Here is a 9444-nt window from a genome sequence, read left to right as displayed (position 1 = left end):
CATTCATCATTGCAATATTTAGAAAAAATGATCCATTACATCAAAGAGCAATAGAAAACAAAGAAGTTCTAGGTAATGATTGTTACATCTCAAATGGAATTGTATCTGAAGTAATGACAATACTTGGCCAAAAAACAAAGGATATTGCATTAGTTAGAAGAGTATATAACTATATGAAAGATAATTTCACAATCATCAACGAATCAGATATTAACATGTACACTGATAATGTATTTGCAATCTTTGAAAAATACAATAAAAACAGATTTAAATTAGGATTTATAGATTGTTCAGAAGTTATAATATATGAATATTATAACTTAGATTATTTTGCAAGCTTTGATGGTGAATTCAAACTATTTGATGAAATTAACTTACTGGACTTAAAATAAGAAAAAAATTAATTATTTGCAGTGCATAAAATTTCATAATCTTATAAATTTAAACTGATATGTTACCGGTGAATGGATATGTCTTTTGATTCAAAAAGGAAAAATTTGATAAAATATACAATTTTAATATATTTTAGCATATTTTTAATAATGGTGCTCTTATCAATATTTTTAAATAATGAAGTGTACTTGCAATCATGCCCATTTATCCTATTATTCCTTGGTGCTTATATTACTCGAGAATATACTGAATTATATTTTGAGTATAAACATGAATATTCATATTTTCAGATTTTTTTCAAGGTATGTCTATTATCAGTTATTATAAGTGGAATTTTTTGTGAAATAATTCTGAGAGCACATTTTGAATCCAGTATTTTATTATTTATAAAATAGATAATAATTGTCTTTTATTTTATCAGTTTTTGATATCAATGTTTCCAACAACAATCTGTGTTATTGCATTGCTTAAGTATTGTAGATGAGGGTATTAATTAAATAGCTATTAATTATATATAACTTAAAAATTAAATTATTAATTAATTAAATTAATTGAGGTTATATTATGAAAACTAATGATATTTTTGTACTGCTTTTCTCTTTTCACTGCTATTTATATGATGATTTTAAAAATAATCCTATAGTCCCGTAGGGTAGTGGCAATCCTTGAGCCCTGGACCTAAAGACAGCGGTTCGACTCCGTTCGGACTACTAATTATCCAATTATTTATCTTTTCAGTTGTTTTTTTTCTATATGTTTAATTTTTTAGTACCTGCTACCATAGATGAAGTAATAAAGACAATTTCCAATTGGAATTGTCATGGCATGAGATGCATGGTATCTGCTCGAAAATAACATTTCGCTCACAAGAGGATGTTAAATATCGAGAATTCCCAATTTCTTAAAAGTTGGCGGAAGTTAATTGAACTATTATATATAAAATTTGCTGATTAACTCAAATCAATTAAAATGAGCATTTCTAAAAGCCAAACTTTATTTAAAAGTAAATTCTAATATATAAATAATTATTTAATAAATGATGGGAACCCTAATATTTGAATCCTATATAAATCATGATTATATTAAAGAAATAGGATTCTACATTTCAAAGACATTAACGAATTTTGATAAATTTAAAAAATAGGGATTTGAATGAATTATGATTATGATGTTGTTATCGTTGGTGCAGGACCTGTTGGTTCAACGATAGCATTTTACCTTGCACAAAACGATTTAAATGTAGTGATGGTTGAAAAGAAAACACATATAGGATATCCGTTACAATGTGCAGGAATTTTAAGCAAACATATTTTTGAATATAATGAACTGCCTGATGAAATAATAATAAACACAATTAATGGAGCATTTCTCCATTCCAAAAACCATATTTTAAATGTCGGGACAGATGAAAGTGTAGCTTATGTAATTGATAGGGTGGGTTATGACCAATTTTTATCAAATCGTGCAATTCAAAATGGCGTTAGACTAATCAATAAAAAAGTTATTGATGTTGATATTGAAAAGGGGATAACTTATTTTTCAGATGAACAATCCATAACCTCAAAAGTCATTATTGGATGTGATGGGTCCAATTCCACTGTATCTAAAACTATTGGAAATATGCAGCAGAATTTCAATGCATCCCAAATTCTTGTTTCAATAAATGATGAAGATAGGGACAATTTTAGAAAATCAAATAGAAAATCAGTTGATTATGTCGATGTGTGTTTTTATGGAGATATCGTACCCGGTTTTCTATGGATTATTCCTCTTCAAAACAATACTTGTAGAGTTGGATTGTTTTCCAATGATTCCCACAGACAGCAAAACACAATTATAACAGACTTCTTGAATGAAAATTTTGAATATGAAATAATTGAAAAATATAAAGGGTTCATTCCTATTTTCAATAACAAAAATCAATTGGTTAAAAAAAGAGCAATACTAATAGGGGATGCTGCATCACAAATTAAACCCACCACAGGTGGAGGATTATTGATAGCATTCGATTGCTGTAAAATAGCTAGCAAATACATTACTGATGCAATAAAAAAGGATAATATGGAATTGTTGAAAGGATATCAAAAAGAATTTAATAAAAAATATTCAAAGGAATTTAGCTATCAATTTAAAGTACATAAAACTTTAAATTTATTTAATGATAACGATTTAGATTATATTTTTGAAAAAGCGAAAGAAAGTGATTGTGAAAATATTATTTCCGAGTATGGGGACATGGACAATCAGTCAAAAGTTGTAAAAGAATTTATAAAAAGAGGTTTAATATTTAAAATTACTCCAAAATTTCTTTTCAAAAAAATAATGAATATATTTGGATTTTAAGTGAAATTAATGGAGTTATTATGTATTCGATTTCAAGACATTCCTGAATTACAGTTATCAGAATAAAAAATGATAATGGTGAAAGAATAACAGTTAATGAGTTTCCAAAGAAGTTCATAGAGATTTAAAATGGTGGGATCATGCTTTTTAAAAAGATGTTGAGGGACATTTCCGATTACAAATTTCAATTCATTTCAATCTTTTTATTGGCATTTTTGGGAGTATTTCTATTTTCAGGGATTAATGCGGAAGAAATGGGTCTTGAATCAAGCATTGATAATTATTATGATGAAACCAATATTGCGGACGGTTGGATTTATTCACCATATCTCAATGAACTTTTTCTAGAACAGGTATATATGCTTGGGCCAACCACCCAAATGGAAAGACAGCTGGTTTTGGATTCGCTGGCAGAACTTGATGACAATCCGGACATCACGCTGCATTTTGTTGAAAACAATACAATGTCCAAATTTTATTTGATTGAAGGGGAAAATCTAAACATTAACGATTCGGATGGCGTCTGGTTGGATAAGGATTTTGCTGATGCGAGAAATCTGGCAGTGGGAGATAATATCACATTCAACTGTGAGGGCATTCAAATCGAAAAGGAAATTAGGGGATTGGGTTACTCTCCGGAATATGTTTTCAATTTGCCTAGTCATTTGATAAAACAGAATTTTTCCACACATGGCTTTGCCTATATGTCTCATAAGGCTTTTCCATCAGATTCTGTACCTTACAATGTTTTGAATGTTAAATTTGAGGGGAATCCTGAAACTTATGATAAGCTGCTGGAATATCGTCTGGATGGATATTACAATTCATTCCTGCAGAAATCCGAACATCCAAGTGTAAGTGAATTTGACAATGAAATCAGCCAGCATAAAATGGCTGCAGATATTTTCCCATTTGTGTTCATTCTGGTTTCTCTGCTGATTCTTTTATCAACAATCAAAAGGATGATTTCACATCAGAGAACCCAAATAGGTATCCTGAAGGCCAACGGATTTGGAAACGGCGCCCTTATTATACATTATCTTTCTTATGGTGTATTAACAGTTTCTGTAGCATCAATACTTGCTTTGATTTTAGGACCTATCATATTGCCTAAAATATCATATGTTGCAGTGTATGATACGTATAGATTGCCTTATCTCAATCCTGCAGGTTTCATGAACTTCATCCACATAGTTGTTATAAGCATATTGATGTCAATTTTAGTTTCATATTTTGCAATTAAAAATATAATTCATGAGCCTCCTTCAAGCATGATACGGCCTGATGTGCCAAAAGCATCAACTTCAACTTTCGTTGAAAGATTCAGAATCTGGAATAGTGTTCCATTCAACATCCGTTGGAATTATAGGGATTCAAAAAGACATAAGTTCAGAGCATTGATGACATTTTTGGGGGTGGTTGGATGTACTGCACTCCTGATTTCGGCATTTGGATTGAATGATGGAATAAACGATTCACAGGATTGGTACTTCAATGAAATCAATCATTTTGAATCAAAATTGGTTATCGACAAGGATGTAGGATTGTCTCAAATTGATAATGTTGCACGAAAGGTCAATGGTGACAAGCTGATGGAATCATACATTGACATGGAATCTGCCAATGCAAAAACTTCGGGAACGCTTCTTGTTTTAAATGAAACGGATTTGATTACTCCAACGGATGACAATCATGAAAAAATAAAAATCAATGATGAAGATATTTCTGTTTCAAAGAAAATTGCTGATTCGCTGGATATACGTGTTGGGGATACTCTCAAGTGGCACATCAAGGGTTCGGACAATTGGGTTAATGTAAAGATTGACAAAATACATGCTGATCCTTCTTCTCAGGGATTAATCATTTCGGCCAGTAAATTGGATGAATTGGGATTGAATTTCACGCCAACAAGTATCATAACCTCCGAACATGTGGATGGAGAATATGATGGAATCAAAGCAGTAAACAGTCTTGAAGATATGGAGGACAACTGGAATGAACTTTATCAAAGCGTATTGATTTTGGTTTCCATATTGATGTTTTTCGCCATTGTTTTGGCAGTTGTCGTTACATATAATTTGCTTGCATTGACATTTCTCGAAATGGAATATGACATCACAATTCTTAAGATTTTGGGCTTTAGCAATTGGGCAGTGACAAAACTGTTGGCAATCCAGAGCCTATTTTTTATAAGTCTAGGCATCTTGCTTGGCATTCCTTTAGGTTATTATATTCAAACAATAATGTGGGCGTCATCAAGCAAAAGATTTTATCAAGTAGCTACATTATCATCTGCAAACTTGATTTCAACCTGCATAATTATTTTTGCAGTCTCAATAATCGTAATCTTTATATTTTTCTACAAAATCAAGAAATTGGATATAGTTGAAGAATCTAAAATTCTTGAGTGACTGAATGGTGTAAATTTAGTTTTAACAGATGCAGTATCTGGATTAATTTCACAGAATCAATAGATGATGTGATATCACTAATTTAATGTAATTACTTCCTTTTAAATGCAGCCTTCAGGCGCAATCCACTTAAGTGCAATATGCTAGTTGTATATGCAATGAAAAAGGCAAAAAGAAGACGCTTGGATTCGCCGAACATCCGTTCATCAAAAATAATTGGAGTTTCCTCTACTTTAATCTTTTTTTTCCTAGCGGATTTTTTAATTTTCAATTTCAAAAGCACTTCTACCACAATATCAAAATGCTTGTTGGTCAGCTCCGGTTCCACTTCTTTTAGCCTGCAAGTATGATACAGACGAAAATCAGTAGTTAAATCTTTTGCAGGAATTCCCAGCACAATGCCATATACCTTATTGAGAAAACGAGAAATAATCTGTGAAATGAGGGAGTCATTACTCACTCCACCTTCCGTATAACGGGAACCGATTGCCACATCTGCATGCTCACTCATAAAGATATGATAAATGTCGGGAATATATTTCGGATTGTGTGATCCGTCACTGTCCATAATAAAAAATTTCTGATACTGTGCAAAACGGATGCCTGTATGAAATGCATCGCCAAAGCCTGTGGCTTCTTGATTCACATAGAGTGCACAGTTTTCTTCGCAAACATCTCTGGTGTTGTCCAACGGTTCCATGGAATCCACAACAATAATCTCGTAGGGTTCCCCGCATTCCTCCAGTTTTTCTTTAATCTGCGGCAGAAGCACACGTAAGTTTTCTTCTTCCTCGTAGGAAAGCAATACCATGCTGATTCCGTTTTTCAAAATCTCAGACATATTAATCATATTCCTTTATCTAACATAATAATCTTCAATGCAGACTGTATCCTCTAAATAAGGTGTTGAAACTTCGTGCAACAATGTATTTTCGGTTGCAACAATTGAATGCACAACACCAGGTTGAATGCGGATGCTATCATTTTTTGAGAAATATTCCTTTTTGTCTTCAAATTCAATATAACCTGACCCGGATAGGATGTACATTGTTTCATCCTTTTCAATATGGTAATGAAGAGATGTTCTAAATCCTTCCTTGATGTATAACTCTTTTGTCGAATACATTTCAGTTAGGATTAAAATTTTTTCATATCCCCAAGGTTTATCTGTTTTATTTTCATATTCCTTTTTTACAGCTTCTAATTCTTTATAAGTATCTACTGCAATCCAATAGATTCCATTTTCTTTAAAATAGCCCAAATTATTTTCTTTTGCAATAGTTGGGAAATAAATTTTTTCTATGTCTCCAGTCTTAAACTCACCAAAATCTATTTTAGATTTTGTGAAATAAATTCCTCCATTAATGTAATAATCTTCAAGAATAGGTTTTTCCTTAAAGGAAACTAAACGGTCACCATTCATTTCAACAATACCATATGGAGATTGCATTTGTGTGACAAACATGATTACCGGCAGTGATGATTTAACCCCATATTCAATCATTGCTTTTATATTAACATCAGAAACAATATCTCCATTGCGTATAATGCATTGTTTATCTCCGTTAATTGCTTCCATTCCTAAGCGAATTGCATTTAATGTGCCCAATGGTTCATCTTCAATTACATAATGGATTTTTACTCCGTTGTATTCATCACCATATCTTTCTTTAATTTTCTCATGTAAAAATCCTGTAAGAAGATATACTTCATCAACACCGGCATTTTTAAAATCGAATAACTGTTTGTCTAGAATTGTATAATCATCCTTAATTTCAATTAAGGGTTTTGGTACTGTTTCTGTAACTGGCCTTAAACGTTTTCCCAATCCTCCGCATAAAATCATTCCAACAGTTTCCATAATATCTCCTTTTGGTTATATCTTATTAATTAAATATTAATCATATGATATTTTAATTTTTCTTCTAAATCATGATTTTATGAAAACTCATGTGATAGTTGTATAACTTTTCTCTCCACACTACTTTTTGAAATTTAAAATAATTAAATATTTCATTCACTTGTTTATTGTGTGTTGGAATTAAAAAGAGTATTATGTTCCGTTAATGTGTTTATATTGGGGTTGGCCATTTATTCACAAAACAAAAATTATAAACATTGTTTTAAAAATTATGTGATTAGAACTCCTTATAAAAAATATTATAAAAATTCCCAAGGGGAATTTTCCGATGAGGAATTTTTATATCGCTGGGGTATTGCATCTTTGTTTTATGATATTACCATTCCTATTGAATTTATGGCAAAACCAATGAAAAAATTATTAAACAATGAGATTAATTCTATTTTAAATACTTATGGAGAAGATATGCAGATAAATCTTTTGGATTTCAGTGAACTGGATTCAATTACAAAAATTGATTATTCTTTTAGTGATAATTATAGAAATGAATATCCTACTGCAAATTTTTTAAATCTATTTAAACCCACTCAAGTAATATTTCATAGATTGGCTTTAGATTTTAATTTGGATGCAAGAAAAATTCATTTATTGGAAAATAAGTTAAATGATATAATTGAAAATGTTACTTTTGACTATGGGCTGATTTCATCACTTTTAATTTTGAAGATTTATGGTTATATCTTGCAAAATTATGATAAAAATCCCGACTTTTTCTTTTATCCTATTGTTGATAGTGCTACGGCTATTTTTTTACATAGTTTTTATCGTAATTTACTGCAAAGGAACCTTTTTAATTTAGGACAATTGCATCCCGATAAAAACCCAATTGCATTCTTATTAATTCTATGTGATGAAATTCAAGCGCATCACAGACAAACATCACTTTTCATTAATAAAAAAATAGTTTGGAAAATGATTTAAAAATTGAAATTGATGATGGCAGTTTATATGTTAATTATATTGTGAGAAATCCTTCGGCAGGCCATATACATTATGATGATATAAAAAATTTGCTAGATATGATATTATCAATCGACAGTATATTTGTCCGTGGATTAGTAATTTCCGCAGATTTTGAATTACAAAACAATATTGATTTTGGGGAAATTATAACCTTGTAGAAACCATATCAAAATTTAGGTGAATATCGATATTATTTGCTTTTTTTAGCCAAATAATCTACTTATGGTCTTTGTTTTTGATTTTGACATGTTATTTTTCATTTTATTTTACACTTGAATTTGTTCTTCGCAAAAAAATTTTTAGTAAAATGCTCAGATTTTAATTTTAAGCGATTTTATTGCTTTAATTTTTTTACACTTGAAATAATACTTCCTATTGATTAAAAAATCGAATAATAATTTATAAATAGTAGAATGGAGAATAATTATTAATATGTACGCTAAAATAAACTATTCTCCATATTATTATTTGAATTCTAGACATTTAAACCTTTTGGATTTTGGACTTGAACTTGGTGGAAAAACTCAAAAAGAAAAACTATTTAAAATTGGTGAAAATCAAAATAGATTATTATAATTTGTTGAATTAACATTTAACTATGCAAAATGGATATTTCCAAAGTATTCCTGTGATTATAGCAACCATATTTATAATCAACCACAATTATTCACTATTTTGGCAATGAAAACTTACTTAAAAACAACCTATCGTGAAATAATTGAAATTTTAGACGTTTCTGATAAAATAACCAAATATTTAAAACTTAACAAGCTACCACACTACACAACAATTCAGAAATTCTTTATAAGAATGTCAGACACAAAACTGAAGGATTTAAACAACCTAATATTGTTCATGCATCCAATAGATTGTGAATTAGCAGCAATGGATGGAACCGGTCACACAAGTGACTATGCAGACCATTATTACGCAAAAATAAGGGGTAAATGCAGAAAAAGCTACATTAAAAACCATATCGCAATCGATGTCGACATAAGAATGATCCTAAATTACGCAGCAAATCGAGGTCCAAAATACGATACACAATTCGCAATCGCATCAATAAGACAATTAAAACCCTACAAACCACATTACATCCTAGCAGACAGAGCATACGACACAGAAGCAATAAGAAAATGCATAAATGAAGAAGTAGGTGCATTTGACCAAATACCATTAAAAACAAGAGCAAAAACAGGACATTACAGATTGAATAGTGCAACAATCTTCTGGCACGACGTTTACGCACGAAAAATGAACGTAGAAAGTGTAATTTATGTAATAAAAAGAAGATTCAACGGAGGAAACTATAGTAGAAGCACAAAACTCCAAAATAAAGAAACAAAACTCAAAGATGTATTATACAACATCTACAGAGCAATTCAAGTATTTTAAATGAGGGTTTCTACAAGG

9 protein-coding genes are annotated in these 9444 nt (G+C 30.5%); 7 read left to right on the top strand and 2 right to left on the bottom strand.

What is annotated here, in order from left to right; genetic code table 11:
* The 3 genes from Q0W26_RS05605 to Q0W26_RS05595 form a co-directional block, all read left to right on the top strand.
* The coding region (locus Q0W26_RS05605) for a hypothetical protein (RefSeq protein ID WP_298523291.1) at window positions 1-392 on the top strand (392 nt) is incomplete at its 5' end.
* 1153 nt (window positions 393-1545) lie between these two features.
* Window positions 1546-2736, top strand: coding sequence for an NAD(P)/FAD-dependent oxidoreductase (locus Q0W26_RS05600; protein ID WP_298523290.1), 1191 nt, complete (start codon window positions 1546-1548; stop codon window positions 2734-2736).
* 140 nt (window positions 2737-2876) lie between these two features.
* Window positions 2877-5147: an ABC transporter permease gene (locus Q0W26_RS05595; protein WP_298523288.1), complete on the top strand. Its 2271-nt coding sequence runs from the start codon at window positions 2877-2879 to the stop codon at window positions 5145-5147.
* A gap of 91 nt (window positions 5148-5238) precedes the next feature.
* On the opposite strand, the gene Q0W26_RS05590 is transcribed toward Q0W26_RS05595, so the two are convergent.
* Entirely contained in the window at window positions 5239-5988 is a 750-nt protein-coding gene (locus Q0W26_RS05590) for a glycosyltransferase (protein ID WP_298523287.1), read from the bottom strand.
* Window positions 5989-6003: 15 nt separating this feature from the next.
* The gene (locus Q0W26_RS05585; protein WP_298523293.1) at window positions 6004-7011 is read right to left on the bottom strand and encodes a sugar phosphate nucleotidyltransferase; all 1008 of its coding nucleotides are present in this window, start codon (window positions 7009-7011) and stop codon (window positions 6004-6006) included.
* A 219-nt stretch (window positions 7012-7230) separates the two neighbouring features.
* Between Q0W26_RS05585 and Q0W26_RS05580 the strand changes: the two genes are divergently transcribed.
* The 4 genes from Q0W26_RS05580 (at window position 7231) to Q0W26_RS05565 (ending at window position 9426) form a co-directional block, all read left to right on the top strand.
* Window positions 7231-7989 carry a hypothetical protein gene (locus Q0W26_RS05580; RefSeq protein WP_298523286.1) on the top strand — a complete coding sequence of 253 codons (759 nt, stop codon included), beginning with the start codon at window positions 7231-7233 and terminating at the stop codon, window positions 7987-7989.
* Window positions 7974-8189, top strand: a complete 216-nt coding sequence (locus Q0W26_RS05575; protein WP_298523285.1) for a hypothetical protein — start codon at window positions 7974-7976, stop codon at window positions 8187-8189. The genes Q0W26_RS05580 and Q0W26_RS05575 overlap by 16 nt, the downstream gene beginning before the upstream one ends.
* A 274-nt stretch (window positions 8190-8463) precedes the next feature.
* Window positions 8464-8607 (top strand): hypothetical protein, encoded by a 144-nt coding sequence (locus tag Q0W26_RS05570; protein WP_298523284.1) that lies wholly within the window; start codon window positions 8464-8466, stop codon window positions 8605-8607.
* Window positions 8608-8712: 105 nt separating this feature from the next.
* Window positions 8713-9426: a transposase gene (locus Q0W26_RS05565; protein ID WP_298523292.1), complete on the top strand. Its 714-nt coding sequence runs from the start codon at window positions 8713-8715 to the stop codon at window positions 9424-9426.
* The last annotated feature ends 18 nt before the right edge of the window (window positions 9427-9444 follow it).

The organism is uncultured Methanobrevibacter sp. (genome assembly GCF_947169325.1).
GTDB lineage: Archaea > Methanobacteriota > Methanobacteria > Methanobacteriales > Methanobacteriaceae > Methanocatella.
Note: the sequence above shows the minus strand (reverse complement) of the source record. Positions and strands in the feature narration are given on the sequence as shown.